The sequence below is a fragment of the Aeromonas sp. 6P genome, from assembly GCF_051919525.1.
In the GTDB taxonomy this organism is placed as follows: domain Bacteria; phylum Pseudomonadota; class Gammaproteobacteria; order Enterobacterales; family Aeromonadaceae; genus Aeromonas; species Aeromonas veronii.
The window spans coordinates 3,498,030-3,523,083 of sequence record NZ_JBQBEO010000002.1 but is presented as its reverse complement, the minus strand read 5'-3'; the positions used below and the strand labels follow the sequence as shown (position 1 = coordinate 3,523,083).

Sequence of the window (25,054 nt, the reverse complement as noted above, 5' to 3'; positions counted from 1 at the left end):
GATTCCTGCTTGTTTACAGACCTGATTTCAGGCTGGCTTCGATAAACTTGTCCAAGTCACCGTCGAGCACCGATTGGGTATTACGGGTTTCGACGCCGGTGCGCAGATCCTTGATACGGGAGTCATCCAGCACATAGGAACGGATCTGGCTGCCCCAACCGATATCAGACTTGGTCTCTTCCAGGGCTTGTTTCTCAGCGTTCTGCTTCTGAATTTCCAGCTCGTAGAGCTTGGCTTTCAGTTGCTTCATACACTGGTCTTTGTTTTTGTGCTGGGAACGGTCGTTCTGGCACTGTACCACGACACCGGTCGGAACGTGGGTAATACGCACCGCGGATTCGGTTCGGTTAACGTGCTGACCACCGGCACCAGAGGCGCGGTAGACGTCGATCCGCAGATCCGCCGGATTGATCTCGATATCGATATCGTCGTCGATCTCGGGGTAGACGAACACAGAACAGAAGGAGGTGTGACGACGGCCACCGGAATCGAACGGGGACTTGCGAACCAGACGGTGTACGCCGGTTTCGGTACGCAGCCAGCCGAACGCATATTCGCCGGTGAACTTGATGGTGGCGGATTTGATACCAGCCACGTCGCCTTCGGAGCATTCAATCAGCTCGGGCTTGTAGCCGTGGGCATCGCCCCAGCGCAGGTACATGCGCAGTACCATGTTGGCCCAATCCTGTGCTTCGGTACCACCGGAGCCGGACTGGATGTCGATATAGCAGTCGGAGCCGTCGTGCTGACCGGAGAACATGCGGCGGAATTCGAGATCCACCAGCTTGGCTTCCAGCTGTTCGGATTCGGCGATGGCTTCGTTGAAGGTCTCTTCGTCTTCCCCTTCCACGGCCAGGCTCACCAGCATCTCGACGTCATCCACGCCCTGGGTCAGGGTGTCGATGGTGCCGACCACGTTTTCCAGCGCAACGCGCTCTTTGCCCAGCGCTTGTGCGCGCTCGGGTTCATTCCATACGTCCGGCTGTTCCAGCTCGGCGTTGACCTCTTCTAGACGCTCTTTCTTGGCGTCATAGTCAAAGGTACCCCCTAAGAAGCTCGGTCCGCTCAGACAGCTCCTTAAGTTTATTTAATACGGGATTAACTTCGAACATCGTGAAAACTCTCAGGGTCGATGTGATTTAAAAACGGGATATTCTAGCCAATTGTGGAAGGAATAAACAGGGTTGCCTTGGCTTGTGCGGCTCATGCCGTCAATTTCTGGTGCACTTTTCTCCACCTCGGTAGAAAATATCGCCCGCAGACCCATTTTCAGGTTCAGTTTTGGCCATTCGGGTCGCTAATGACTACGTGTAGTGTTGTGCAATTTAGGGAAAAACCCGCTCCTCACCTCAATAAGAAGAACACATGATGAAAAACCTGTCACTCAAGCAGAAGATACTGTTGTCAGTGGTGATCGCCCTTTCGTTGGTGATTTTGTTGCTCTCCTGGCAGAGCTATAGCAGCCAGAAGTCCCTGTTGCTGCAAGGCAGCCAGGAGCAGTTGCAACGGCTGGGTACCCAGCAGGCCGAGCGTGTCAGCGACTGGCTCGCAGCCCGTCGCGACGTGATCCAGGCGCTCGGCAACAAGGCCGGTGCCGAACCCCTCAATGCCTTGCAACAGGCACAAGTTTCCGGCCGTTTCCAGCTCACCTATTTCGGTGAGAGCAGTGGCAAGATGAATGACTCGGATCCCTCCATCAACCGCGATGGCTACGACCCGCGCTCCCGCGGCTGGTATCAGGAGGCGATGAGCAAAGGTGGCCTGATTGTCACCAAGCCCTATCTCGATGTGGCTTACAACATCATGGTGGTGACTCTGGCCCAGCCGGTTTCTGGCGGGGTAGTCGGTGGTGACCTCTCCATCGCCTCGCTAGTGGAAGACGTGACCAAGATGCAGCTGCCTGCCGACGGTTTCGCCATCATGATGCACAAGGATGGCACCATCATCGCCTACAAGGATGCTGCCAAGGCGATGAAACCGGCCAGCGAGATCGACAACGATCTGACCAACGCGCTGATCGAGCAGAGCAAGTCAAGCAAGGATCTGGTACCAGCTTATTTTGACAGCGAAGGTCGCGACAAGCTGTTGTGGGCGGTTGATATCCCCGACACGGATTGGGAGCTGGTGCTGGTGCTGGACAAGGCCGCGCTGGAAGCGCCGCTCTCCTCTCTGCTGATGACCCAGCTGGGGATGGCGCTGCTGGTGCTGGTGGGGAGCATCCTCGCTATCTCCTGGCTGGTCAGCATGCTGCTGGGCCCGCTCACCAAGGTCTCCCAGGCACTGGCCCGCATTGCCGATGGTAATGGCGATCTGACCCAGCGCATCAAGATCGACGCCAACGACGAAGTGGGCCAACTGGCCAACAGCTTCAACCGTTTCGTCGGCAGTCAGCATCAGCTGATCGGCAATATCCGCCAGCTGGCCAACGAGTTGAACGCCGATGCCGAGCGCAGTCTGGTGACCAACCAGGCCGCGGTGGACGAGCTGCAGCGTCAGCAGCAGGAGGTGACCATGGTCGCCACGGCCGTCACCGAGATGGCGAGCGCCACCATGGAGATCGCCGGTAACGCCGAGAACACCGCCGCCGCTGCCCAGCAATCTGCCCAGAGCAGTGAGCAGGGCAAGATGCTGGTCAACAAGACCCGCCAGTCCATCAATGGTCTGGCCGAAGAGGTGGGGCAGGCGACCGAGGTGATCGGCGAGCTGAGCCGTCATGCGCAGGCGATCACCAGCATTCTCTCCACCATTCAGGGGATTGCCGAGCAGACCAACCTGCTGGCGTTGAACGCGGCCATTGAAGCGGCCCGTGCCGGTGAGCAGGGTCGTGGTTTTGCGGTGGTGGCTGACGAGGTGCGGGTGCTCTCGCGCCGTACCCAGGACTCCACCCAGCAGATCCAGTCCACCATCGAGACCCTTCAACAGACCACTGCCCGTGCGGTGAGCCTGATGCAGACCAGTCAGGGGCTGGCGGACAACAGCGTGCAGGATGCCGATCAGGCGGTACGCGCACTGGAAGAGATTACCAGCGCCATCTCCCTCATCTCCGACATGGCGGGCCAGATCGCCACCGCCGCCGAGGAGCAGACTCAGGTGACCGGCGAGATCACCCAGAACACCACCGCCATCAAGGATGTGAGTGACGAGATCACTGCATCTGCCATGCGCGATCTGGATCAGGCCCACAGCCTTAAAGGGCGTGCCGCTGACCTGAATCAGCAGGTGTCGACCTTTATCCTGTAAGGGGCAACTCACGGCCTGTTCCGGCTGAGATAAACAAGCCCCGCACTCTGTCGAGTGCGGGGCTTTTTGTTGTTCGGGGGAGTGCGGGATGTGGGGATTTCGGGTTTTCTGAGTTGCTCACGGGTCACCCGGGTAGCGGATATGTGCCCCGGCTCTGCCTGCGTCAGCTGGCGAGTAGAGAACAAACAAAGAGCCCACCGAAAGGTGGGCTCTGATCATATACGTCTGACGGAAAGGGAATTACAGGAATGGCATCGCCATAAACAGCTTGATCACCATGGCGTTGATGATGTCGATAAAGAAGGCCCCCACCATGGGCACCACCAGAAACGCCAGGTGGGAGGGACCGAAGCGCTGGGTGATGGCTTGCATGTTGGCAATCGCGGTCGGGGTGGCCCCGAGGCCAAAGCCGCAGTGACCCGCCGCCAGTACGGCAGCATCGTAATTTTTGCCCATGACCCGGAAGGTGACGAAGATGGCGTAGAGCGCCATCGCCACTGTCTGGGCGGCCAGCAGAATGAAGATGGGCAGCGCCAGGCTGGCCAGATCCCACAATTTCAGGCTCATCAGTGCCATGGCGAGGAACAGCGACAGGCTGACGTTGCCCAGCAGGGAGACTTCTCGATCGCTCACCTCATGCCAGTTCAGCAGGGTCAGGACGTTGCGCAGCAGCACGCCGACAAACAGCACGCAGACGAAGATCGGCAGCTCGAAGGCGCCCCCTTTGAGCGAGGCGGAGAGCAGCTCGCCGCCCTTGAGGCTGATGGCGATCAGTGCCAGCGTCTCGATGACGCTGAAAGTGGTGAGGGGGCGCTCCATGTCGGGCATTTCGAAGCCCTGTGGGGCCTCATCCTGATTGTGCTCCTCACCGGGCACCTGCACTTTCTTCACCAGATAGCGAGCGACGGGGCCGCCAATCAGGCCGCCCAGCACCAGACCGAATGTGGCACAGGCGATGGCGAGCTCAGCGGCGGATTGCACGCCGTATTTCTCGGAGAAAGTAGCACTCCAGGCCGCCCCGGTGCCGTGGCCGCCGGAGAGAGTGATGGAGCCGGCCAGCAGCCCCATGTGGGGATCCAGACCGAGCAGGGTCGCCAGACCGACACCCAGACTGTTCTGCACCAGCAGCAGGCCGGTGACCACCATCAGGAAGGTAACCACCGCCTTGCCGCCGCGTTTCAGGCTGGCGAGATCGGCGGAGAGACCGATGGAGGCGAAGAAGGCCAGCATCAGCGGGGTTTGCAGGCTGGTATCAAATTGCAGCTCCATCTGCAGGGTGGAGCGCAACAGCAGCAGTACCAGCGCGACCACCAGGCCGCCGGCTACCGGTTTGGGGATGTTGAAGGTACGCAGCAGCCCGACTCGGGTAACCAACACCCGGCCAAGCAGCAATACCAGAGTGGCAGCGACCAGCGTTGCGTAGGAATCAAGTTGTAACATTCAGTACTCCCATGTTGATTGGCTGTGTCTTTCATAGCAAAAGACTTACAGATTCAGCCGGGATGAAACCAGTGTGGCTTATGTGCCAGCAAAGAAGGGGAAACATCTCCCCGCCCCAGGAAAGATGGGGCTTGTGCGGGCCTGAAATGCTCAGGCATCCAGATGAGATTTTAGTAAAATCCGGTGGATTGTAGCAAAAAGCATCGTTTAATTCCATCTTTGTCGTATTAATGCTCGTTTTAGTGGTTTATTGTGACATTTAACACTATGTGGGTAGAGGGCAGAAAAGCCGAAAAGGGTGCATGGAACGGCTGTCATTTGGGGCGCCAGTCTCTATAATTCGCCGGTTTCCGCTGCACGCAGAGGCGCTGGCGGGCGTTGACATTGTGGTTCACCCCGACATGGTTCATGTTCCGGCGGTGTTCACTTCATCAAGAGGAGAGGGTGTGAAGAAGTCTATCTACATTGCCTACACAGGCGGCACCATTGGGATGCAGCGTTCCGATCACGGCTACGTGCCGATGGCGGGCTTTATGGAAGACTGTCTGGCGCGGATGCCCGAGTTCCACCGCCCCGAGATGCCGGATTACCATATCCACGAATATGCGCCCCTCATCGACTCCTCCGACATGACGCCAGCGGATTGGCAGCGCATCGCCGAGGACATTCGAGACAACTACGAGAAATACGATGGTTTCGTGATCCTGCATGGCACCGACACCATGTCGTTCACCGCCTCGGCGCTCTCCTTCATGCTGGAAGACCTGCACAAGCCGGTCATCATCACCGGCTCCCAGATCCCGCTGGCCGAGCTGCGCTCCGACGGTCAGCAGAACCTGCTCAACGCCCTCTACATAGCGGCCAACTACCCGATCCACGAGGTGACGCTGTTCTTCAACAACCAGCTCTATCGCGGCAACCGCAGCAAGAAGGTGCACGCCGACGGCTTCCACGCCTTCGACTCCCCCAACTATCCGCCGTTGCTCAACGCCGGGATCGCCATCTCGCTGGAAGCGGGTGAGCTGGGTGTGCCCTCCGAGCGGCCGCTGGTGCTGCACGACATCACTCCCCAGCCCATCGGCGTGGTGACCCTCTATCCGGGTATCTCCAGTGAGGTGATCGCCAACATCCTGCAACAGCCGGTGAAGGCGCTGATCCTGCTGTCGTTCGGGGTCGGCAATGCGCCGCAAAACCCGGCCATGCTGGCGCTGCTCTCCGAGGCCTCGGCCCGCGGCGTCATCATCGTCAACCTGAGCCAGTGCCTGCACGGCAAGGTCAATATGGGGGGCTATGCCACCGGCAACGCCCTGTCGCGGGCCGGGGTGATCTCGGGCTTTGACATGACCGCCGAGGCAGCACTCACCAAGCTGCACTTCCTGCTGAGCCAGGACTTGCCATCCCACCGCATTCGCGAGCTGATGCAGCAGTCCCTGCGCGGGGAGCTGACTCCCTAAGCGATGCGGCCCTCACCCTAACCCTCTCCCGGCGGGAGAGGGGATAGAGCGAGGTGCTGTTGGCCACGAGGCTTGCCATGAAGAGCGTTGGCAGGTGGCCCGTTCACTGTTCGCAGGTGCGAGCCTGCTCCCTTCTCCCCTTGGCGGGAGAAGAGTTGGGGATGAAGTGGATGAGTCACCCGGCATCGATAGGAAAAAGAGGGGAGCCATCATGGCTCCCCTCTCTAGTTGCGGCCGCAGCTGGTGGCCTGCCGGGTCAGGTTCAGTGGTTGAGGTCGACCCGCACTATCTCTTCCTCGTCGCGATACTGACGCTTGAGCTCGCTCTTGCTCTTCATCACGATCTCGCCGTCACGACCGATGTTCATATGTTCGGGATTGTCGAGGTGCATCGCCTGCCAGGCCATCACAGCCTGTAGCGACGTGGCCTTCTGCTCGTCGGTGAGGGGCTTGCCATCAGGCCACTTGCCCAGCTCGACTGCGGTTTTGAGCCGCTCGTACACCTCTTCGGGCATCTGCCTGATAGCTTGTAAAAACTCACCCTGTTGAAACGACATTTGGCCTCTCCTTGAACTATTGAGCCATAAACAGCGGGATCTGACGGGCCATGCAGGTAGACCCTATCGGTCTATGCCGGCAGATCCTGGCGGACTACGCCAGCCATCTGCTCCATCACCCGCACTACCTGACAACTGTACCCGAACTCGTTGTCATACCATACGTAGAGCACACAGTGATCCCCCTCGGCGATGGTCGCCTGGGAGTCGACGATGCCCGCATAACGGGAACCTACCATGTCGGAGGAGACCAGCTCGGTACTGGCGCTGAAGTCGATCTGGCGGTGCAGGGCCGAGCTTAGCGCCATCTGCTGCAGATAGGCGTTGAGGCTCTCCCGATCGGTGGCCTGCTCCAGCGACAGATTGATAATCGCCAGCGAGACGTTGGGGGTCGGCACCCGGATGGCGTTGCCGGTCAGCTTACCCTTGAGCTCGGGCAGCGCCTTGGCGACCGCCTTGGCGGCGCCGGTGCTGGTCATCACCATATTGAGGGCGGCGCTGCGACCGCGGCGCTCGCCTTTGTGGTAGTTGTCGATGAGGTTCTGATCGTTGGTGTAGGAGTGGACCGTCTCCACGTGGCCGTGGCGGATGCCAAACCGCTCCTGCATTACCTTGAGCACCGGGGTGATGGCGTTGGTGGTACAGGAGGCGGCGGAGATGATCCTGTCATCCGGGCCTATCACCTCATGGTTGACCCCGAACACCACGTTCTTCATCTCCCCTTTGCCGGGGGCAGTCAGCAGCACCTTGGCGGCGCCACGTGCTTTCAGGTGCTCGGAGAGGCCTGCCTCGTCACGCCAGACGCCGGTGTTGTCGACGATCAGCGCATCGTGAATGCCGTAGGTGGTGTAGTCGATGTCGGCCGGGCTATTGGCGTAGATCACCTGAATGAAGGTGCCGTTGGCGATGATGGCGCTGCGCTCCACATCCACCTCGATGGAGCCATTGAAGGGGCCGTGCACTGAGTCGCGGCGCAGCAGGCTGGCGCGTTTCTCCAGATCTCCGTCGCGACCACCGCGTACCACGATGGCGCGCAGTCGCAACGGATTGGCGGCGCCGGTACGCTCGATCAGCAGGCGGGCCAGCAGGCGACCGATACGGCCAAAGCCGTAGAGCACCACGTCGGTCGGCTGCGGCATCTGGCTGCGGCCAAGAGCCGGTGCCAGTCGCGCTTGCAGATAGTCCTCGATCCCCGCTTCATTCTGATGATCCTGCCAGTAGCCAACTGCCAGCTTGCCAAGGTCAACCTCGGCGGCGGTGGGTTTGAGGGCTACGATGGCCTGAAGCAGGGGGAAGCTTTGCTGGATGGGGAGGGGAACGCCCTGGTGGCGGCGGACGACCCGGTGGGCCTTGAGGATATCGATGGTGGAGGCGTTTTGCAGCGGGCGGCCGTAGAGGGTGATCTCGACCCCTTGTTGTCGGTAGAGGCGACCAATCAAGGGCTGCATGGCTTCGGCGAGCTCCTGGCTCTCCTGCCACGCTTGCAGGTAGTGCTCGTGGGTCATTGACCAGATCCTTTATTTCACGTTGTTGGTGTAAATAGAAAATTCGTCGAATGCAGATCAGTGTAGGGGTGTATATTTCGTTATATTATTCTGCAATCGCGGCCTTATATGGCGCGCGCATTGTAATGGATATGTAACCGGTTTGCTAGCCGGAGGTGGCCCGTAAAGGCGCCAGTTGTTACCAACCCGCGTTACCAACAAGATGTGAACCATGGCCAATTTCCCCCTGCGACAGACCTTCATCATGCTTTCAGTCGGCCTTGCCGTGGCTGGCTGCAATGACGACCGGATCCACAACATCTGTGGCAATCATCCCGAGCTCTGCCAGGATCTGGTGGACGATGGTTGGTGTCGCTACGAGCGTACCGATGTGATCCGCAGTCGCTTCTATCTCAAGGAAGAGGGGACGGATCGGCGCAAGTACGAGCTGATGCGTAACCTTGAGCGCTATCTCAAGTGTGCCGAGCGCTCCACCAGCATTGAATACAAGAATGCCCGCGAGCAGAAGAGTCCACGGGTCGAGGGCATGCTGGCGGCCGGGGATCAGTTGGCCCAGCTCGATGCGGCGACCCGCAATTCACAAGATCCCTACCTGCTGCTCTGGCACTGGACCAACAACACCAACGAGCTGGCTCGCCAGCAGTTTATGGCGCTGGAAGGTACCAAGGCGCTGGATGAACCCGAGCTGCAACTGGCGCTCGGCGGTATCTACGCCAAGAGCGACCCGGAAAAGGCCATTGCCACCCTGCAGCACGGGCTCTCCCTCTATCAGGAGGGGGATAAGGTCAACAGCCGCATGTTCACCTCCCTCAGTACCCTCTATATGGGCCAGAAACAGTATGGGCTGGCCTATCTGTGGGGCAAGGTGAGCGAATCGTTTCAGGATAGCCCCGAGGTCTCCGCCAAGCGTTTTGGCATCTACCACACCCTGAGCAAGACAGAGCAGGATGGTTACGATGTGCGGGCTGCCGAAATTGTCGAGCAGCTCCAGCACGGCAACTACCGGCCCTGAGGCAGTGATGACGACGCACTCTCCGGCCAGCTGCTGGCCCAATCCGTTCGATCTCTCTTTCGTTCATGGCGAGGTACGTACTGATGGCCGTACTCTGGAGCGCCTCACGGTGCGTGCCGTGGTGCCCCGTGGCGACGAGCTGCTGCTGGTGCACTCCCGGGTCAACGGCGATCTGATGTTCCCCGGGGGCGGCATTGAAGCGGGGGAGAGCCACCATGTGGCGCTCGCTCGCGAGCTGCTGGAGGAGTGCGGTGCCGAGCTGCGGGAAGTGGGGGGCCTGCTTGGCGAGACCCGTGAATATCGCGCCGCCCGCGAGCCGGGGTTCGATGCCTACTGCATCCGCTCGCTCTACTACTTGTGTCGGATTGGCGATCAGCTGGTGGCCCCGCAGCCACAGCCCTACGAGATCCGCCTTGGCTTCGTGCCCGGCTGGTTTGCCCTCGACGAGGCGCTGCAAACCAACAAGACCCAGCTGGCGGGGCCCTGTCCCCAGTGGACGGCGCGAGAGACCCGGGTGCTGGCCCAGCTGCAACGCTGGCATCAGCAGGGGATCTTCGACCATGGCTGATGAGTACATCAAGCCGCAACGGTCAGTGACACCAACAAAAAGAGCGCCAATAGGCGCTCTTTTTTATTGCGAGGGTGACGGTTACTTGGCCACTCTGTCGTGCGAGATCATTTGACCTCTTCGCCCTTGGCTTGCAGATCAGCATGGTAGGAAGAGCGAACGAAAGGACCGCAGGCTGCGTGGGTAAAGCCCAGCTCCATGGCGACATCTTTCAGCTCGTCAAACTCTGCTGGCGGCACGTAGCGTTTCACCGGCAGGTGGTGGCGGCTCGCTCGCTGCAGATACTGACCCAGGGTCAGCATGTTGACGCCGTGGGCGCGCAGATCCTTGAGCACCTCGACGATCTCTTCGTTGGTCTCGCCAAGGCCCATCATCAGACCGGACTTGGTCGGCACGTGGGGGTGCATCTCCTTGATGCGGCGCAGCAGCTCCAGCGACCACTTGTAGTCGGCACCCGGGCGGGCAACGCGATACATGCGCGGGGCTGTCTCCAGGTTGTGGTTGAAGACGTCCGGCGGGGTTTCGCGGAACACCTCCAGCGCCTGCTCCATCCGGCCACGGAAATCCGGAGTCAGGATCTCGATGCGGGTCTGCGGGCTGTGCTCGCGGATCTCGCGGATGCAGTCGGCGAAGTGCTGGGCACCGCCGTCGCGCAGATCGTCGCGGTCCACCGAGGTGATCACCACATACTTGAGGTTCATCTCTTTGATGGTCAGCGCCAGCTTCTTCGGCTCGTCCGGATCGAGTGCCAGCGGGCGGCCGTGGGCCACGTCGCAGAAGGGGCAGCGACGGGTGCAGATGGCGCCCATGATCATGAAGGTGGCGGTGCCGTGGTTGAAGCACTCCGCCAGATTGGGGCAGGAGGCCTCTTCACAGACCGAGTGCAGCTTGTTCTTGCGCAAGGTGCTCTTGATGTGTTCGATCTTCTGGCTGGAGGGGGGCAGCTTGATCCGCATCCAGTCCGGCTTGCGAAGGAGTTCTTCGTTGGGATCCGGCATGAATTTCACCGGGATCAGGGCCATCTTGTCGCCATCGCGCAGCTTGACGCCCGGCTCCATACGAACGGGTTTGCTCATGATTCACTCTCGGTGTTTGTTATTGTTTGATAGCCAATCAGGTTGGCCAGTTCGGCCACCAGAATGGATTGCGCCTCGGCCACGCTTTGCGGGCCGCCCAGGGCGCTGGTCTGGGTCATGGCCATGCCCGCATAGCCGCACGGATTGATGTGCAGGAAGGGGGTCATGTCCATGTTGATGTTGAGGGCCAGCCCGTGGAACGAGCACCCCTTGCGGATGCGCAGACCCAGCGAGGCCAGTTTTGCCTCCATGCCAAGGTCATTTTTCACATAGACCCCGGGGGCATCGGCCTTGGCATAGGCCTGGATATCGCTTTTGGCGAGGGTGTTAATGATGGCTGTCTCCAGCGCGGTCACCAGCTCGCGAACCGAGAATTTGCAGCGGCGGACATCCACCAGTACGTAGAGCACCAGCTGGCCCGGGCCGTGATAGGTCACCTGACCGCCGCGATCGCTCTGCACCACCGGGATATTGCCCGGATTGAGCAGGTGTTCGGCCTTGCCGGCCTGACCCTGGGTGTAGACGGGATCGTGCTCGACCACCCAGAACTCGTCCGGGGTATCGCTGGTGCGGTTGTCGGTGAAGGCTTTCATGGCGTCCCATACCGGCTGGTAGGGGCGGCGACCCAGCTGCCTGACAATCAGGCTGGACTGGGCGGGGATCTGGGATGACATGGCGTCCTCGCGGCGTGCTGCGGCCAAAACAGTCGCCCCGCAGAACGGGGCGAGAGAGAAATTACAGTACGTATTTCACCAGCTCGATCTTGCCAAGGGCGTGGTACATCGCTTCGATGTGCTCCTTGCTCTGGGCAGTCACGGTCACGCGGACCGAGTGGTAGTTGCCCTTGGAGCTGGGCTGGACTGTCGGGCTGTAGGTGCCGGGGGCGTGCTGCTGCAGCACTTCAACCACCATTTCCGGCAGTGCCGGGTCGGCAACGCCGAGTACCTTGAACGGGAATTTGCAGGGAAACTCCAGCAGTTCATCAAACTTGGTATTCATTTACTCACCTTTTGCGTCATCACCGGGATGACTTCATCTTGGATGGCTAGTGGCCGATGGCCCGTGGAGGCCGCCATTTCAAGTCTATATGGGCACGGCTCATAACTATATGGGCGCGGCCCGGACCGGGATCAAGGCCAGGATCGGTCAGACAAGGATGGAAGTGCTGCTTTTTACCACAAATCAGGGTAAGGCGGAACCTGCAGTTTACAGGGTTATTCACTGCCTTTGCCGGTCACAGACAGCAGCGGCGCCTGTTGGCGCCGCTGTTTGGTGAGGATTGTGCGTTGGATTACTTGAACCAGCTGGTGACCAGCAGTACCAAATAGTCCCACAGACGGCTCATCAAGCCACCTTCCTGCACCTCTTCCAGGGCAACCAGCGGCACCTGCTTGATCTCTTTGTCGCCCTGTTTCAGGAACACGGTACCGACGCGCTGCCCCTTGGCCAGCGGCGCTTTCAGCTCGCTGTCGAGCTGGAAATCAGCCTTCAGGTTGTTACCCTGACCGCGGGTGACCAGCACGGAGACATCTTTGTCGACGCCCAGTTTCACTTCCGGTTTGTCGCCCATCCAGATCTTCTGGGTGACCAGCTCGGTGCCTGCCTTGTACGGGGTCAGGCTCTGGAAGAAGCGAAAGCCATAGGTGAGCAGTTTTTTGCTCTCGGCGGCGCGGGAGGCTTCGCTGCTGGCGCCCAGTACCACGGCGATCAGGCGCATGCCTTCGTTGTTGGTGGCAGAGGAGACCAGGTTATAGCCGACCTGGCTGACGTGGCCGGTCTTGATGCCATCCACTTGCAGGGATTGATCCCACAGCAGGCGGTTGCGGTTGTGCTGGGTGATGCCGTTGAACACGAAGGATTTCTGGGAGTAGATCTTGTACTCCTCCGGCAGGTCGCGGATCAGCGCCTGACCCAGACGGGCCATGTCGTGAGCGGTACTGTAGTGACCTTCCGCATCCAGACCGTGCGGGTTCATGAAGTGGCTGTCATTCATGCCGAGCTTGGCGGCCCAGCTGTTCATCAGGCTGGCGAAGGAGTCGGTGCTGCCTGCCAGGAACTCGGCCATGGCGACGCAGGCGTCGTTGCCGGACTGGATGATGATGCCCTTGTTGAGATCATCGACAGAGACCTGCTTGCCCACCTCGATAAACATCTTGGAGGAGTCGGAGTAGTTCTTGGACCAGGCATTCTGGCTGATGGTCACCATGTCGGTGCGCTTGATGTTCCCCTTCAGCAGCTCCTGGCCGATGATGTAGGAGGTCATCATCTTGGTCAGACTGGCAGGCGGCAGACGCTCTTCGGCGTTCTGCTCGGCCAGCACCTGACCTGAGTAGTAGTCGATCAGAATATGGGCCTTGGCGGAGATCTCCGGCGCGGCGGGAACCACCATGGGCATGGCATTCGGGGTCGGTGTCGGCACCGGCGTATTGGCCTGGGCGGTTACGCTGATCAGTGAGGCCAGAAGAACTGAACGGGCAAATTTGGACATCTTGAAATTCCTGCGAGCCAGATGGGGATAAAATGCGGGCCTAACTATACCAGATGCGCCCGCAGGTTATAGCCCGAGATGGCGATCAGAACTGGTTTTTTATCCATCACTCCCTGTCATCACGCCATAAAACGACGTGATGACAGTGAGTAAGCGGTTAGTCACATCCGCGGCAAAAGGGGGCGATCAGGGCACGATAAAGGCCTGTTCCAGTCCGCCCTGACGTACTTTTTCCAGCACACTTGCCTGCTGATCGGCGGCGACTGGGCCAATCAGTACTCGGAAAATGGCGCCATGGGCATCGATCCGGTAGGGCACGCCGTAACGCTGGGTCATCACCTTGCCCATCGCCTCGGCCCGATCCCGGGAGCCGCTGGCCAGAACCTGGATCATCTTGCCATCACCACTGCTGGCGGGCGCTGCAGCCTTGGCTGGTGCTGGCGTGACAGGTGCCGCTTTGGCTGGCTTGGCGGCGGGCGCCTTGACGGGAGCGGGTTCGGCAGCGGGAGTAGCCATCGCCAGTGCCGTCGGTTCACCCAGGAAGCCATCTTGCGACAGCGTGTTGGAGGCCGCAGCCGGAGTGGTCGGAGTCATTTCGATCGGCTTCATCGGCTCCATGATCACCATCTGATCCGGGGTGTCGCTGATCAGCTCCAGCCGTACTCGGGCCTCACCGCTATCGACCATCTCCAGCTGCTTGGCCGCTGCGTAGGAGAGGTCGATCAGGCGCGGGCTGTTGAACGGGCCGCGGTCGTTGACCCGCACTATGGTCTCCAGCCCGTTGTCCAGATTGGTGACCCTCACATAGCTCGGGATGGGCAGGTTGCGGTGGGCGGCACTGAACAGCTTGCTGTCCAGCACATCGCCGTTGGCGGTCTTCTGGCCGTCCAGATCCGGCGACAACCAGCTGGCGGTGCCCTCTTCGCTGTAGTGTTTGATGTCGCGCCACACCTCATGCTTCTGCTTGCCGATCCAGTAGTCCCGGTTGCCGCTGGCACTCAGGGGCTCGGGGCGCGGAATGGCGCCGGTGGCTTGCGGGATCTCGATAACGGGTGGCTTGCTGACCGGTGCTTGCGGCTCGACGGGGGCGCTCTGTTCCGGCTGGCTGCTACAGGCGGCCAGCAACAAGCTCAGGCTGAGTGGGAGGAGTTTGTGACGAAGATGCATACGCTTCCTGAATGGCTTGGCTAAGTTGATACACCGCCATCGCATAGAGTGGGCTGCGATTGTAACGGGTGATCACATAAAAGTTATGCCGTGCGACCCAGTATTCCGGTCCATCGGCTTGGGCAAACGCCAGTAACTTGACCGGCGTCTGTGGGGCCAGCGGCGTGGCGAGCTCAATCCCTGCCGCCGCCAGTTCTGACCACTGTTGTGTTAACTCGGGCTCAGGCCTGAGTAGAGGTTCGACTGCCATCAACCCGATCTGGGCCGGTTCCACCACGGATTCGCCCCAGCGCCACTGGTGGCTGGCAAAATAGTTGGCCACGCTGCCGATGGTATCGACCGGGTTGGCAAACAGATCCCGCTTGCCATCCCCGTCAAAATCGACGGCGTAGTGGCGGTAGCTGGAGGGCATGAACTGCCCCATCCCCATGGCGCCGGCATAGGAGCCCTTGAGGGCATCGAGTTGCCACCCTTCCTCTTTGGCCAGCACCACCAGCTGGGCAAACTCCTTGGCAAAGAAGTCCGCCCGCTCCGGGTAGTGGAACCCCAGGGTGTAGAGGCTATCGAGCACCGGATGACGGCCCATCTGGCGACCATAGAAGGTTTCTACCCCTATGATGGCCACGATGAGCGAGGCGGGCACCCGATAGGTCTGCTCTGCGCGGGCCAGCGTCTCGGCATGTTGTTGCCAGAACTGCTGGCCATCACGGATGCGATCCGGGGTAACAAACAGCGGCCGGTAGCGATGCCAGGGTTTGGCCTCCCACGGCTTGCTGATGGTGTCGAGCACCTCCTGCCGTAATTGGGCGCGGGCGACCGCGGCCTGCAGCTCCGCCAGCGGCACCTGCTGCTGGTCGGCGAGCAGGGCCAACCGATCCGGCGCTACGGCGGCGGTCGCCATCGTGGTGGCGAGCGAGAGCAGCAATCCGACCCGTCTCATCAGGCGAGCAGTCTTCTATGAGTCTGGATGGACATCAGGATACCGAATCCGGCCATCAGGGTCACCATGGAGGTGCCGCCATAGCTCACCAGCGGCAGGGGCACCCCTACCACCGGCAAGATGCCGCTCACCATGCCCATGTTGACGAACACATAGACGAAGAAGGTGAGGGTGATGGCGCCGCCCAGCAGTCGCTCGAAGCTGTTCTGGGCCTGCATCGAGATAAACAGGCAGCGGCTGATGACGTAGAGGTAGAGCACCAGCAGCAGGGCAACCCCTACCAGACCGAACTCCTCGCTGAATACTGCGAAGATGAAGTCGGTATGGCGCTCGGGCAGGAACTCCAGCTGGGACTGGGTCCCTTGCAGCCACCCCTTGCCAAAGACGCCGCCGGAGCCGATGGCAATCTTGGACTGGATGATGTGATAGCCGCGACCGAGCGGGTCCTTCTCCGGGTCGAGCAGCATCAGCACTCGCTGGCGCTGGTAGTCGTGCATCAGGAAGAACCAGAGCACCGGCATAAAGGCCAGCATCAGCAGGACCGCCAAGCCGATCAGCCACCAGCTGAGCCCTGCCAGGAAGATGACAAAGAAGCCGGAGGCGGCCACCAGAATGGAGGTACCAAGGTCAGGCTGGGCGGCGATCAGCAGGGTGGGCAGCAGCACCATGATGAGGGCGATCACCACATGGCTGAACTTGGGTGGCAGCGAGTGGCGACTGAGCCAGGCGGCCACCATGATCGGCATGGAGAGCTTCATCACCTCGGAGGGCTGGAACTTCATAAAGCCCAGATCGAGCCAGCGTTGGGCCCCCTTGCCGATGTGGCCGAACACGTCCACCGCAATCAGCATCAGCACCACCACGGCGAATAGCGGCACCGACCAGCGGGCGTAGAGGGAGGGGGGCAGCTGGGCCAGGCCGATCATCAGAGCAAAGGCGAGACCGCCGCGCACCAGCTGGCGCACGATGGAGTCCATATCCTGACCGGAGGCGGAGTAGAGCACCACCATGGAGAGGGTCATCACGGCCAGCAGACCGAGCAGCAGGGGCAAGTCGATATGCAGCTTGTACCAGATGCTCTGCTGGCGGGCAGAATTACTCATTGGGAGCGACCTCACTCGGTTGGGACGGCTTTTCCGGTGCCGGTGCCGGTGGCAGTTGCGGATCAGGGGGCAGCAGATAGGCATCCAGCATCTGGCGTGCAATGGGCGATGCAGCTCGACCACCACCACCTCCGATGGAGTTTTCCAGTACCAGAGCTACCACCGCTTTGGGTGCCTCGAAGGGGGCATAAGCAACGAACAAAGCGTTATCGCGATGCTCCGCCTTGACCGTCTTGATGTTGTAAACCTGATTTTCCTTCAAACCGACTACCTGGGCTGTGCCCGATTTGCCGCCTGAGGAGTAAGGCGCCTTGGCAAACGAGTGACGGCCACTGCCTTCACTGCCATGGTTGACTCGCCACATCCCATCCTGCGCCACTTTCCAGAAGCTGTCGTTCTTGAGCTTGAGGGCGATATTGGGGTTGATGGGGGCATCGACCACCCCCGCCTGGGAGGCTGTGCTCTTGAGCAGGTGCGGGGTGACGTCGTGACCATTCTGGGTCAGGATGCTGATCGCCTTGGCCAGTTGGAGCGGGGTGGCGCTCCAGTAGCCCTGACCGATACCGACAGAGATGGTGTCACCCTGATACCAGGGCTGGCGCCAACGGGCCATCTTCCAGTCACGGGACGGCATAACTCCCTTGGTCTCTTCATAGAGATCGACCCCGGTGTACTGACCGAAGCCAAACTTGGTCATGTAGCTGTGGATCTTGTCGATGCCGACCCGATAGGCGAGATCGTAGAAGTAGGTATCTGCCGAGACCTCGATGGCGCGATAGACGTCGAGCCAGCCATGACCCCAGCGGCGCCAGTCGCGAAACTTCTTGGTGGTACCGGGAATGGAGAAGCTGGGGCCGCCGAAATAGCGGTAGCCCGGGGTGATGGCCCCCTCGTTGAGACCCATGATGGACATCATGGGCTTGACGGTGGAGGCAGGTGCATAAATGCCCTGAGTGGTGCGATTCACCAGTGGCCGCGCCGGATCGTTGAGCAGCGCCGAGTAGTTGGCGCTGGAGATACCGGTCACGAACAGGTTGGGGTCATAGCTCGGGCTCGACTCCAGGGCCAGGATGGCGCCGGTTTTCGGGTCCATCATCACGATGGCTCCGCGCTGGCCAGCCAGCAGTTGCTGGGCCTTGAGTTGCATCCGGACGTCGATATTGAGGTAGATATCCTTGCCCGGAATAGGTGGCTGGAACTTGAGGGTGCGGACAATGCGGCCGCGGTTGTTCACCTCGACCTCCTGATAGCCCGCCACACCGTGTAGCTCATCTTCGTAATACTTCTCCACCCCCTGCTTGCCGATATCCTTGGTGGCCGCGTAGTTGGCGAGTTTTTCTTCCTTCTCGAGGCGCTCCACGTCACGGGTGTTGATCTTGGCCACATAGCCCAAAGCATGGGTGAGGGTGTCACCAAACGGGTAGTAGCGCTTGAGGTAGGCCTCGATGCTGGCGCCCGGGTAGTTGTGCTGGTTGACCGAGAAGAGGGCCACCTGATATTCGGTCAGCTTCTCGTAGAGGGCGACCGGCTTGAAGCGGCGCTGGCGCTTCACTTCGGCGAGGAACTTCTCCTTGGTGCCTTCCGGCAGACCCAGCAGGGTGATCAGCTGGTCGGCGGTTTTTTCGAGATCTTTGGTCTCTTCCGGCACGATTTCCAGACTGTAGACCGGGCGGTTTTCCGCCAGCAGCACACCGTTGGTGTCATAGATGAGGCCCCGTGGCGGTGCCACCGGCACCACGCGGATTCGGTTGGAGTTGGAGCGAGTCTGGTAGGTGTCGTAGGACTCGACCTGCAGATAATAGAGATTGCCCAGCAGCACCAGCATCAGCACGACGATGCCGATGTAGGCTACCAGGGTGCGCCGGAAGAACAGATTGCCCTCGGCACTGTGATCGCGCATTTCGATGCGTTGTTTCAGCATGCCTTTACCTCAAGACCCTTGGGGGCAATAAGAGCAGGAACTGCATTGTTCACTCTCTGTGATAGGGGTGAATATGAGAGGTGAGACTCCAGAGACGCATGGCTCACTCTCTATGATACGGATGATTGGTGGTGATGCTCCAGGCCCGATAGAGGCTCTCTGCCACCAGCACCCGCACCAGTGGATGGGGCAGGGTGAGCGGTGACAGTGACCAGCTCTGTTCAGCGGCAGCCTTGCACTCGGGGGACAAGCCTTCCGGCCCGCCTACCAGCAGCGCGACATCGCGGCCATCGAGTTTCCACGCCTCCAGCTGGGTAGCCAGCTGCTCCGTGGTCCAGGGCTTGCCCGGAATGTCGAGGGTGACGATGCGCGAACGCCCCGCAGCAGCCAGCATGGCTTCCCCTTCCTTCTGCAGGATGCGGGGAATGTCGGCATTTTTGCCCCGTTTGCCTGCGCCGATCTCGATGAGTTCAAACGGCATGTCTTTGGGGAAGCGGCGACGATACTCTTCGAAGCCATGCTCTACCCAGGCGGGCATCTTGGTGCCCACCGCAATCAACTGGATCTTCATGGTCGTTACACTTGTGCTCTTATTGCGTATTCATTTGAGCGGCACCGCTCCACAGCTTTTCCAGTTGGTAGAAGTCACGATGTTCATCCTGCATCACATGCACGATCACCGAGCCCATATCTACCAGCACCCATTCACCGCTCAGTTGCCCTTCCACGCTCAGCAGATCCAGACCCGCGTGGCGGGCCTCGCTGGCCAGATGGTGGGCAATGGCGCTGACGTGACGACTGGAGTTGCCGGAACAGATGATCATGGTGTCAGTAATGCTGGATTTGCCGCGTACATCGAGGGTGATGATGTCGCGGCCTTTCATGTCATCGATCTTGTCGATGATAAAGGCATGCAATTCTTGGCCTTGCAATGAGTCTCTCCTGTATTCCGGCGCGCTGCGTTTGCGTCAGGGCGGCGGATTATATCATGGTCACTCCCGTTTCCCATCGGATGGGGCGGGATTACGACAGGGGCTAGCAGCGGTTGGCGCGGTAGAGCCCCTGTTGATCAATATAGTGCGCAACCGACTCGGGCAAGAGGTAGCGGGTGTCTTGCCCCCCATCCAGCAAGGCTCGCAGTCGGGTGGCTGACAGTTCGATGGGCTGGTTGTCCGCCAGCCAGATATGACCGGCCAAACGCTGATGCAGCGCGTTGGCATCCGTGGTGTGATGGCGCGCCAGCAGCTGCGCTACTTCGGCCGGATACTCCGGTTGCCAGCCCGGCCGCACGCTCACCACCAGATGGGCGTAATCGAGCAGTTCCTGCCAGCGGTGCCAGCTTGGCAGGCTCAGCAGGGAATCCATCCCCATCAGAAAACAGAGCGGCGTATCGGGCAGCTCATGACGCAGCTCGATAAGGGTATCGATGGTGTAAGAGGGTTTGTCTCGTCTCAGCTCCCGCTCATCCACCACAAAGTGGTGGTTCTCTGCTGCCGCCAATTTGACCATGGCTAGGCGCTGTTCGCTTGAGCAGAACGGATTGGCACGGTGGGGCGGGATATGGTTCGGGATCAGCCGCATCTCGGCCAGCCCGAGGGCATCGCGCGCCTCGATGGCCGGGCGCAGATGGCCGATATGGATAGGATCGAACGTGCCCCCCAGCAGGCCAATGGGCGCCTTCAGCACGGGCTGCTCTCCATCACCAGCGGCAGCGGGGTGCCATCACGAAAGCCGAGGGCAATGGTCTGCAACATCAGCCAGGCCTGTTCGGTATCGAAGCTGCGCTGGGCGTCGTCCAGCTGGGCCATCAGTTGCCACAGTTGCTGCAACTTGGCAAACGGCAGTCGGGTCAGTGCTTGCTGAATGAGCTGCTGGCGGCTTTGCCAGATGCGCAGGCGGCTGAAGTGCTCACCCAGCGGCTGGCCGTTGCGCATCGCCAACGACAGCTCGGTCAGCTGCTCCAGCTCGCGGCAAAGGGTCCAGGCCAGCATCCCCGGCTCGGTGCCTTCTGCCCGCAGGGCGGCCAGAATGCGCTGGGCCCGGTTCACCTTGCCCTCCAGCAGGGTATCGACCAGCTGGAACGGGGTGAAGTGGGCGTGGCGGATAATGGTCTCTTGCAGATAGGTGACGCTGATGGGCTGGGGCGGCGAGAGCAGGGTCAGCTTCTCGATCTCCTGGCTGGCGGCCAGCAGGTTGCCCTCGTAGGAGTGGCACATGAAGTTGATGGCATCCGGCAGCGCCTTGAGGCCGAAACGCGCAAAACGGGCGCTCATCCAGCGCGGGAAGAACTTGGGCTCCGGATGGTTGACCGGCACATAGGTGCCAATCTGGTAGAGCTTGTCGAACCAGGCTGCCTTCATCTGGGTCTGGTTGAGGCGACCGCCACTCAGCACCAGCAGCAGGTCGGGATGAAGCTGTTTGCCAATTTCGCTGATGCGGGCAGCGAGATCCTTGTCCACCTTGGCGGGCAGCTCCAGCTCGATGATCTGGCGGGCGGAGAAGAGGCTCATGGCCTGACAGGCATCGTAGACCTGATTCCAGTCCAGCCCCTGTTCCACCACGAAGGTGTGGCGTTCATCGAAACCCTGCTTGCGGGCGACCTGACGGATGGCATCGATGGCCTCCAGTCGCAACAGGGGCTCGTCGCCAAAAACGAGATAGCAGGGCCGAAGCCCTGCTTTGAGGTGGTCACCAAATTGTTCCGGGTAGATCCGCATCAGAAGCTGACCTGACTCAACTGCCGGATCACCTGATTGGCCGCCTGCTCCTGCATCTCGCGGTTGAGCTGCTCCTGCTCACGGGAGGAGGCGAGTGCGGCATCCGGCTTGTTGAGGAAGCTGCGGTTGAAGTTGATGGGGAATACCTGAGTTGGCTTGCCCGGCACCGAGATGGTGAACTGGGTACCAAAGCCCAGCACATATTCGGTGTCCGTCCCCAGCGCGTTGACCGAGGCGACCTGACTGGTGCTGCCTACGCCGCCCAGAGTGAGCACCGGAATGCCCTCCTTGTCGGCCAGGGTTACGCCAGAGGCCTTCAGGCGGGTGGTAACCATCCGGTAGAAGTCGCTCTTGTTGTCGCCCACGACCTTCATGGTCATCAGCTCGCTCGGAATGCCGTTGCCGCGCATGTGAAAGCCGCAGCCTTGCAGCAGCAGACCAGCCAGCACGATGGCCATCCAGCGGGTGAAGATGGTGCCCATAGAAAATCCTCTTTGCATTAAGGGAAAGCGGCGGGCGCAGGGCCCGCCGTTATCATCCGTTTGCTGTCACAGATTGGCAATGATCAGTTGGTAACCAATCAGTTGGCAGCCAATTAGTTAGCGACAATATTGAGCAGCTTGCCAGGTACATAGATCACCTTGCGCACGGTCAGACCGTCGGTGAACTTCTGCACGGAGGCATCAGCCATCGCCAGCTTCTCGACGTCGGCCTGGCTGATCTCGGCCGGCACGGTCAGCTTGCCGCGCATCTTGCCGTTGATCTGTACTACTACCAGCTTCTCGGTCTCGACCATGGCCGCTTCATCGGCCACCGGCCAGGCTGCGTGATCGATGTCGTCGCCCTTGCCCAGCATCTTCCACAGCTCGAAGCCGATGTGCGGGGTGATGGGGTAGAGCATGACTACCACGGCTTCCAGCGCTTCCTGCATCAGGGCGCGGTCTTGCTCTTCTGAACCCAGCTTGGAGAGATTGTTCATCAGCTCCATGATGGCGGCGATGGCGGTGTTGAAGGTCTGACGGCGACCCACGTCATCACTCACCTTGGCGATGGTCTTGTGCAGTTCACGGCGTACCGCTTTTTGCTCGTTGGTGAGAGCAGCCACATCCAGAGCGGCAACGGCGCCACCGGAAACGTGTTCGAAGGTGACGCGCCACAGGCGACGCAGGAAGCGCTGGGCACCCTCTACGCCGGAGTCGGACCACTCCAGGGTCATCTCGGCCGGAGAGGCGAACATCATGAACAGACGGACGGTATCGGCGCCGTAACGCTCGACCATCAGCTGCGGGTCGATGCCGTTGTTCTTGGACTTGGACATCTTGGTCATGCCGGAGTGCATTACCTCACGGCCTTCGTTGTCGATGGCCTTGGTGATGCGACCCTTCTCGTCACGCTCTACCTTGACGTCGGTCGGGCTGACCCAGACGTTGCCGCCCTTCTCGTCTTTGTAGTAGAAGGCGTCGGCCAGCACCATGCCCTGGCAGAGCAGACGCTTGAACGGCTCGTCGCTGTTCACGAGACCTGCGTCACGCAGCAGCTTGTGGAAGAAGCGGGCGTAGAGCAGGTGCATACAGGCGTGCTCAATACCGCCGATGTACTGATCCACTGGCAGCCAGTGGTTGGCAGCCGCCGGATCCAGCATGCCCTTGTCGTAGTCCGGGGAGCAGTAGCGCGCGTAGTACCAGGAGGACTCCATAAAGGTGTCGAAGGTATCGGTCTCGCGGAACGCTTCCTGACCGTTGTAGGTGGTCTTGGCCCACTCGACGTCGGCCTTGATCGGGCTCTGGATGCCGTCCATCACCACATCTTCCGGCAGCAGTACCGGCAGTTGATCTTCCGGCGTCGGCACTACGGTGCCGTCAGCCAGGGTCAGCATCGGGATGGGGGCACCCCAGTAACGCTGACGGGAGACACCCCAGTCGCGCAGACGGTAGTTGACGGTGCGCTTGCCCTTGCCCAGCCCTTCCAGCTTGCTGGCGATGGCATCGAAGGCGCCCTGGAAGTCGAGACCGTCAAACTCGCCGGAGTTGAACAGCACGCCTTTCTCGGTATAAGCGGCGTCGCTCACGTCGATGTCGCCATCAACCGGCTTGATCACCGCCTTGATGTCGAGGCCATATTTGGTGGCGAATTCGAAGTCACGCTGATCGTGGGCCGGAACCGCCATCACGGCGCCGGTGCCATAGTTCATCAGCACGAAGTTGGCGACCCAGACCGGTACCTTGCGGCCATCCAGCGGGTGAATGGCGTAGAGGCCGGTGGCCATGCCCTTCTTCTCCATGGTGGCCAGTTCAGCTTCGGCTACCTTGGTGTTCTTGCACTCTTCGATGAAGGCTGCCAGCTCCGGATTGTTCTGGGCCGCTTGCAGCGCCAGCGGGTGACCGGCGGCGATACCGACATAGGTGACGCCCATGAAGGTGTCCGGACGGGTGGTGTAGACCTCCAGCTGTTCAGCCTGACCTTCGATATTGAAGCTGATGTTGACCCCTTCGGAGCGGCCAATCCAGTTGCGCTGCATGGTCTTGACCATCTCTGGCCAGCCTTCCAGATTGTCGATGTCGCTGAGCAGCTCTTCGGCGTAGTCGGTGATCTTGATGAACCACTGGGGGATCTCTTTCTGCTCCACCGGGGTGTCACAGCGCCAGCAGCAGTTGTCGACCACCTGCTCGTTGGCCAGCACTGTCATGTCGTTCGGGCACCAGTTGACGGAGGAGGTCTTCTTGTAGACCAGACCCTTCTCGTAGAGCTTGGTGAAGAACCACTGCTCCCAGCGGTAGTAATCCGGTTTGCAGGTGGCGACTTCACGATCCCAGTCATAACCCAGACCCAGCATCTTCAGCTGGTTCTTCATGTATTCGATGTTTTCGTAGGTCCAGGGCGCCGGCGCGGTATTGTTTTTGATCGCGGCGTTCTCGGCCGGCAGACCGAATGCATCCCAACCTATGGGTTGCAGCACGTTCTTGCCATTGAGGCGTTGATAACGGGAGATCACATCACCTATGGTGTAGTTGCGAACGTGCCCCATGTGTAGTCGACCAGACGGATAGGGGAACATGGACAGGCAGTAGAACTTCTCCTTGTCTACCTTCTCCACGGCCTTGAAGGTTTTCTTGGCATCCCAGTGCTTTTGCACTGCTGGTTCGATTGATTGGGGAACGTATTGCTCTTGCATTGGTGACATCCGGATCTGTGAAATGAATAGATAAATCAGCTGGGAAATCGCAATAGAATACCCATATCCTGCGGCGGCAACAACCGCCAGCGTCCCTTGGGCCTTAAGCCGGGCCAGATCAGGGTTTAGTAGAGGAGTTAGAGCCATGGACAAACGTCAAAAAGGGTACGAAGCCTTCATTGCCGAGCTGCAAAAACAGTGGCAAGAGACTGAAGAGTTCCAGGGGGAGCGCCTCAACCGGATGATTGCCAAGGTGCAGGCCTATCTGGAGGCTGCCAGCGACCTGACCCAAGACGAACTGGCGCTCATCGCCGAGTACGTGAAGCGGGATCTGGGCAACTATGACGAGGGGCGCCATGACGATAGTGCGCAGGTGGAAGAGTCTGCCTTTATGCTGGCCCTCAAAGACACCGCCTGGTCCTGGCTGGCGGATGTGACCGACCGCGCCCAGGTGGAGTGGCGCGAGCTGGCCGACGAGCTGGAGCACAAGGGTGTTTACGAAGCGGGTGACTGGGTGGGGCTCGGGGTCATGGTGTGCGACCAGTGCGGCTGGCGCCATACCGTGCTACACCCACAACAGCTCGATACCTGCCCCGAGTGTGGCTGCGCCGAGTATCACCGCGAGCCGCTTTCACCCTGAGTTTGAAAAGCTTATTGAACGACGTAGTTCGATACCGCAGCGTTGGTGTGAATTG

General features: G+C 60.2%; 23 protein-coding genes. 5 read left to right on the top strand and 18 right to left on the bottom strand.

Annotated elements, in window-relative coordinates:
* Positions 1 to 13 precede the first annotated feature (13 nt).
* Positions 14 to 1,112, bottom strand: a protein-coding gene (prfB, locus tag ACTG2J_RS16260) for a peptide chain release factor 2 (protein ID WP_100645262.1) whose coding sequence is annotated in 2 segments (ribosomal slippage) — positions 14 to 1,036 and positions 1,038 to 1,112 — 1,098 coding nt in all. Because the reading frame shifts where the segments join, the coding sequence is not laid out codon by codon here.
* Positions 1,113 to 1,368: 256 nt separating this feature from the next.
* Here prfB and ACTG2J_RS16255 point away from each other — a divergent pair.
* Positions 1,369 to 3,240 (top strand): methyl-accepting chemotaxis protein, encoded by a 1,872-nt coding sequence (locus ACTG2J_RS16255; RefSeq protein WP_113739749.1) that lies wholly within the window; start codon positions 1,369 to 1,371, stop codon positions 3,238 to 3,240.
* A gap of 240 nt (positions 3,241 to 3,480) precedes the next feature.
* On the opposite strand, the gene gltS is transcribed toward ACTG2J_RS16255, so the two are convergent.
* A complete protein-coding gene (gltS, locus tag ACTG2J_RS16250; RefSeq protein WP_005348115.1) occupies positions 3,481 to 4,680 on the bottom strand; it encodes a sodium/glutamate symporter in 1,200 nt (399 codons plus the stop codon).
* Positions 4,681 to 5,126: 446 nt separating this feature from the next.
* Here gltS and ansA point away from each other — a divergent pair, with 446 nt between their 5' ends.
* Positions 5,127 to 6,134 (top strand): asparaginase, encoded by a 1,008-nt coding sequence (ansA, locus tag ACTG2J_RS16245; protein WP_005335195.1) that lies wholly within the window; start codon positions 5,127 to 5,129, stop codon positions 6,132 to 6,134.
* Positions 6,135 to 6,396: 262 nt separating this feature from the next.
* Here the strand turns inward: ansA and ACTG2J_RS16240 are convergent, their stop codons facing one another.
* Both ACTG2J_RS16240 and ACTG2J_RS16235 read right to left on the bottom strand, forming a co-directional pair.
* Entirely contained in the window at positions 6,397 to 6,690 is a 294-nt protein-coding gene (locus ACTG2J_RS16240) for a YeaC family protein (protein ID WP_005335194.1), read from the bottom strand.
* Positions 6,691 to 6,761: 71 nt separating this feature from the next.
* Complete coding sequence (locus tag ACTG2J_RS16235) at positions 6,762 to 8,195, bottom strand: glyceraldehyde-3-phosphate dehydrogenase (RefSeq protein ID WP_429221016.1); 1,434 nt, start codon at positions 8,193 to 8,195, stop codon at positions 6,762 to 6,764.
* Positions 8,196 to 8,406: 211 nt separating this feature from the next.
* On the opposite strand from ACTG2J_RS16235, the gene ACTG2J_RS16230 reads away from it, so the two are divergent.
* Positions 8,407 to 9,207 (top strand): DUF2989 domain-containing protein, encoded by an 801-nt coding sequence (locus ACTG2J_RS16230; RefSeq protein ID WP_245133110.1) that lies wholly within the window; start codon positions 8,407 to 8,409, stop codon positions 9,205 to 9,207.
* Between the two features lie 7 nt (positions 9,208 to 9,214).
* Positions 9,215 to 9,775, top strand: a complete 561-nt coding sequence (locus tag ACTG2J_RS16225) for an NUDIX domain-containing protein (RefSeq protein ID WP_323910963.1) — start codon at positions 9,215 to 9,217, stop codon at positions 9,773 to 9,775.
* Positions 9,776 to 9,882: 107 nt separating this feature from the next.
* Here ACTG2J_RS16225 and lipA read toward each other — a convergent pair whose 3' ends face one another.
* The 14 genes from lipA to leuS form a co-directional block, all read right to left on the bottom strand.
* Entirely contained in the window at positions 9,883 to 10,851 is a 969-nt protein-coding gene (gene lipA / locus ACTG2J_RS16220; protein WP_439997668.1) for a lipoyl synthase, read from the bottom strand.
* On the bottom strand, positions 10,848 to 11,525 hold the full coding sequence (gene lipB / locus ACTG2J_RS16215; protein WP_106842844.1) for a lipoyl(octanoyl) transferase LipB: 678 nt from the start codon (positions 11,523 to 11,525) through the stop codon (positions 10,848 to 10,850). Before lipB ends, lipA begins: the two co-directional genes overlap by 4 nt.
* Positions 11,526 to 11,586: 61 nt before the next feature.
* Positions 11,587 to 11,850, bottom strand: coding sequence for a DUF493 family protein YbeD (gene ybeD, locus ACTG2J_RS16210; RefSeq protein WP_005335178.1), 264 nt, complete (start codon positions 11,848 to 11,850; stop codon positions 11,587 to 11,589).
* 292 nt (positions 11,851 to 12,142) lie between these two features.
* The gene (locus ACTG2J_RS16205; protein WP_005335176.1) at positions 12,143 to 13,339 is read right to left on the bottom strand and encodes a D-alanyl-D-alanine carboxypeptidase family protein; all 1,197 of its coding nucleotides are present in this window, start codon (positions 13,337 to 13,339) and stop codon (positions 12,143 to 12,145) included.
* A 186-nt stretch (positions 13,340 to 13,525) separates the two neighbouring features.
* Entirely contained in the window at positions 13,526 to 14,506 is a 981-nt protein-coding gene (locus tag ACTG2J_RS16200; RefSeq protein WP_113739666.1) for a septal ring lytic transglycosylase RlpA family protein, read from the bottom strand.
* Positions 14,448 to 15,446 (bottom strand): lytic murein transglycosylase B, encoded by a 999-nt coding sequence (gene mltB, locus ACTG2J_RS16195; protein ID WP_113739667.1) that lies wholly within the window; start codon positions 15,444 to 15,446, stop codon positions 14,448 to 14,450. Before mltB ends, ACTG2J_RS16200 begins: the two co-directional genes overlap by 59 nt.
* Positions 15,446 to 16,549 (bottom strand): rod shape-determining protein RodA, encoded by a 1,104-nt coding sequence (gene rodA, locus ACTG2J_RS16190; protein WP_005335170.1) that lies wholly within the window; start codon positions 16,547 to 16,549, stop codon positions 15,446 to 15,448. Before rodA ends, mltB begins: the two co-directional genes overlap by 1 nt.
* Positions 16,542 to 18,470 (bottom strand): penicillin-binding protein 2, encoded by a 1,929-nt coding sequence (mrdA, locus tag ACTG2J_RS16185; protein WP_429231227.1) that lies wholly within the window; start codon positions 18,468 to 18,470, stop codon positions 16,542 to 16,544. Before mrdA ends, rodA begins: the two co-directional genes overlap by 8 nt.
* A gap of 103 nt (positions 18,471 to 18,573) precedes the next feature.
* Positions 18,574 to 19,041, bottom strand: coding sequence for a 23S rRNA (pseudouridine(1915)-N(3))-methyltransferase RlmH (gene rlmH, locus ACTG2J_RS16180; protein WP_439997667.1), 468 nt, complete (start codon positions 19,039 to 19,041; stop codon positions 18,574 to 18,576).
* A 19-nt stretch (positions 19,042 to 19,060) separates the two neighbouring features.
* Positions 19,061 to 19,402 carry a ribosome silencing factor gene (gene rsfS / locus ACTG2J_RS16175; RefSeq protein WP_005335165.1) on the bottom strand — a complete coding sequence of 114 codons (342 nt, stop codon included), beginning with the start codon at positions 19,400 to 19,402 and terminating at the stop codon, positions 19,061 to 19,063.
* A 103-nt stretch (positions 19,403 to 19,505) separates the two neighbouring features.
* Positions 19,506 to 20,156, bottom strand: a complete 651-nt coding sequence (nadD, locus tag ACTG2J_RS16170; RefSeq protein ID WP_439997666.1) for a nicotinate-nucleotide adenylyltransferase — start codon at positions 20,154 to 20,156, stop codon at positions 19,506 to 19,508.
* Positions 20,150 to 21,187, bottom strand: a complete 1,038-nt coding sequence (holA, locus tag ACTG2J_RS16165; RefSeq protein WP_274160787.1) for a DNA polymerase III subunit delta — start codon at positions 21,185 to 21,187, stop codon at positions 20,150 to 20,152. Before holA ends, nadD begins: the two co-directional genes overlap by 7 nt.
* Positions 21,187 to 21,669, bottom strand: a complete 483-nt coding sequence (locus ACTG2J_RS16160; RefSeq protein ID WP_005335160.1) for an LPS-assembly lipoprotein LptE — start codon at positions 21,667 to 21,669, stop codon at positions 21,187 to 21,189. The genes holA and ACTG2J_RS16160 overlap by 1 nt, the downstream gene beginning before the upstream one ends.
* Before the next feature lie 113 nt (positions 21,670 to 21,782).
* A complete protein-coding gene (leuS, locus tag ACTG2J_RS16155) occupies positions 21,783 to 24,359 on the bottom strand; it encodes a leucine--tRNA ligase (protein WP_439997665.1) in 2,577 nt (858 codons plus the stop codon).
* 145 nt (positions 24,360 to 24,504) lie between these two features.
* On the opposite strand from leuS, the gene ACTG2J_RS16150 reads away from it, so the two are divergent.
* Complete coding sequence (locus ACTG2J_RS16150; RefSeq protein ID WP_005335155.1) at positions 24,505 to 24,999, top strand: zinc ribbon-containing protein; 495 nt, start codon at positions 24,505 to 24,507, stop codon at positions 24,997 to 24,999.
* Positions 25,000 to 25,054 lie beyond the last annotated feature (55 nt).

Coding starts and splice junctions, on each gene's coding strand:
- ACTG2J_RS16255 (WP_113739749.1), top strand. CDS start 1,369: ATGAAAAACCTGTCACTCAAGCAGAAGATACTGTTGTCAGTGGTGATC.
- gltS (WP_005348115.1), bottom strand. CDS start 4,680: ATGTTACAACTTGATTCCTACGCAACGCTGGTCGCTGCCACTCTGGTA.
- ACTG2J_RS16240 (WP_005335194.1), bottom strand. CDS start 6,690: ATGTCGTTTCAACAGGGTGAGTTTTTACAAGCTATCAGGCAGATGCCC.
- ACTG2J_RS16235 (WP_429221016.1), bottom strand. CDS start 8,195: ATGACCCACGAGCACTACCTGCAAGCGTGGCAGGAGAGCCAGGAGCTC.
- ACTG2J_RS16230 (WP_245133110.1), top strand. CDS start 8,407: ATGGCCAATTTCCCCCTGCGACAGACCTTCATCATGCTTTCAGTCGGC.
- ACTG2J_RS16225 (WP_323910963.1), top strand. CDS start 9,215: ATGACGACGCACTCTCCGGCCAGCTGCTGGCCCAATCCGTTCGATCTC.
- lipA (WP_439997668.1), bottom strand. CDS start 10,851: ATGAGCAAACCCGTTCGTATGGAGCCGGGCGTCAAGCTGCGCGATGGC.
- lipB (WP_106842844.1), bottom strand. CDS start 11,525: ATGTCATCCCAGATCCCCGCCCAGTCCAGCCTGATTGTCAGGCAGCTG.
- ybeD (WP_005335178.1), bottom strand. CDS start 11,850: ATGAATACCAAGTTTGATGAACTGCTGGAGTTTCCCTGCAAATTCCCG.
- ACTG2J_RS16205 (WP_005335176.1), bottom strand. CDS start 13,339: ATGTCCAAATTTGCCCGTTCAGTTCTTCTGGCCTCACTGATCAGCGTA.
- ACTG2J_RS16200 (WP_113739666.1), bottom strand. CDS start 14,506: ATGCATCTTCGTCACAAACTCCTCCCACTCAGCCTGAGCTTGTTGCTG.
- mltB (WP_113739667.1), bottom strand. CDS start 15,446: ATGAGACGGGTCGGATTGCTGCTCTCGCTCGCCACCACGATGGCGACC.
- rodA (WP_005335170.1), bottom strand. CDS start 16,549: ATGAGTAATTCTGCCCGCCAGCAGAGCATCTGGTACAAGCTGCATATC.
- mrdA (WP_429231227.1), bottom strand. CDS start 18,470: ATGCTGAAACAACGCATCGAAATGCGCGATCACAGTGCCGAGGGCAAT.
- rlmH (WP_439997667.1), bottom strand. CDS start 19,041: ATGAAGATCCAGTTGATTGCGGTGGGCACCAAGATGCCCGCCTGGGTA.
- holA (WP_274160787.1), bottom strand. CDS start 21,187: ATGCGGATCTACCCGGAACAATTTGGTGACCACCTCAAAGCAGGGCTT.
- ACTG2J_RS16160 (WP_005335160.1), bottom strand. CDS start 21,669: ATGGGCACCATCTTCACCCGCTGGATGGCCATCGTGCTGGCTGGTCTG.
- leuS (WP_439997665.1), bottom strand. CDS start 24,359: ATGCAAGAGCAATACGTTCCCCAATCAATCGAACCAGCAGTGCAAAAG.
- ACTG2J_RS16150 (WP_005335155.1), top strand. CDS start 24,505: ATGGACAAACGTCAAAAAGGGTACGAAGCCTTCATTGCCGAGCTGCAA.